This is a genomic window from Thaumasiovibrio clandestinus, from assembly GCF_047250365.1.
GTDB lineage: Bacteria > Pseudomonadota > Gammaproteobacteria > Enterobacterales > Vibrionaceae > Thaumasiovibrio.
On the sequence record NZ_JBLBVL010000055.1, the window covers coordinates 1 to 1,064 of the forward strand.

2 protein-coding genes are annotated in these 1,064 nt (G+C 42.5%); one reads left to right on the top strand and one right to left on the bottom strand.

The annotated features are described in order from the left end of the window. Positions 1-20: 20 nt before the first annotated feature. Complete coding sequence (locus tag ACKLNH_RS20630; RefSeq protein WP_413114140.1) at positions 21-311, bottom strand: hypothetical protein; 291 nt, start codon at positions 309-311, stop codon at positions 21-23. Between the two features lie 293 nt (positions 312-604). On the opposite strand from ACKLNH_RS20630, the gene ACKLNH_RS20635 reads away from it, so the two are divergent. Beyond that, complete coding sequence (locus tag ACKLNH_RS20635) at positions 605-952, top strand: DUF3693 domain-containing protein (protein WP_413114141.1); 348 nt, start codon at positions 605-607, stop codon at positions 950-952. Positions 953-1,064: the final 112 nt, after the last annotated feature.

Below are 1,064 nucleotides of genomic sequence, written 5' to 3' on the forward strand. Positions count from 1 at the left end.
GCCAGCGAAAGCGTGTGTTGTCATGATTTACGCTCCTGAGAGTCAAAATCAAACAATGATTGGGGACGAGCCTTAATCGAGCGGCGTGATGGCGGTTGCTTTACTGGCTGGTAATTAAATGACGCAATACGAGATGCCGCCAATTTACCCGCATAGTCACACGCATCTTTAAACGGGTCTTTGCTGTTTGATACGACGTTTTGATAATACACAACGCCGCGATGAGCATAGAAGTTAGCACAGTGCGGCGGCAGACCTTGAGATGAAAGGTTGGCCGCTATGTGATTTCTAATAAATACTAATCTATTCATATGAAAGTAAACCATCAAAATTGTCAGCAGAAGAAATGTGTCGAACATTCATGAAATTAATCAGTTTTTGTCGTATAAAACACAGTGTCGAATGCGCAAAGTAAGCGGAGATACTAAGTGCAGACACAATAACAACTAGGTTTACAAACTCATTGTTAGTTAGCAGGAAAGCGGTCACGTCCATGTGATAAACCTCGTGAATGATTTTCCTACACACTAGTATCAATAAATCGTGACTACAAGTATCGATAATCTGATACTGAGGGGCTAAGATGGGCTTAGGAGGAATATATATGTATGCCAGACAGCTATTAGATGCCTACAAAAAGGCAAAAAACTACACACAAGACAAGCAAGTTGCCGAGGATTTAGGGCTAACTAAGGCTAGAGTCTGTGAAATTCGCAAGGGAACACGCTATGTATCTGATGAGGAAGCCATTTTCTTAGCCATAGAAGCAGAAATAGACCCAAGCGAGGCATTGGTTGGCGTTCACCGCGACCGTGCGAAGAGCGCACATGCAAAACACCTTTGGGGCGAAATCGCAAAAAAGTTGAATAGCCAGACATTTCAAGTACTTGCCGTGGGAATGCTGGCTATGCCCAGCCTTATATCTAAGTACACATTATGTATGTTATGTTAAATAGAGTGTTGAGGGCGTATGTCTAACCATGCTAATACCCTCTACTTGCATGTGGTTGCTTGTAATGCGCTGATTTCACTTTGACGACATACTGTGTATTTAACCAGTATGT

Coding starts and splice junctions, on each gene's coding strand:
- ACKLNH_RS20630 (WP_413114140.1), bottom strand. CDS start 311: ATGAATAGATTAGTATTTATTAGAAATCACATAGCGGCCAACCTTTCA.
- ACKLNH_RS20635 (WP_413114141.1), top strand. CDS start 605: ATGTATGCCAGACAGCTATTAGATGCCTACAAAAAGGCAAAAAACTAC.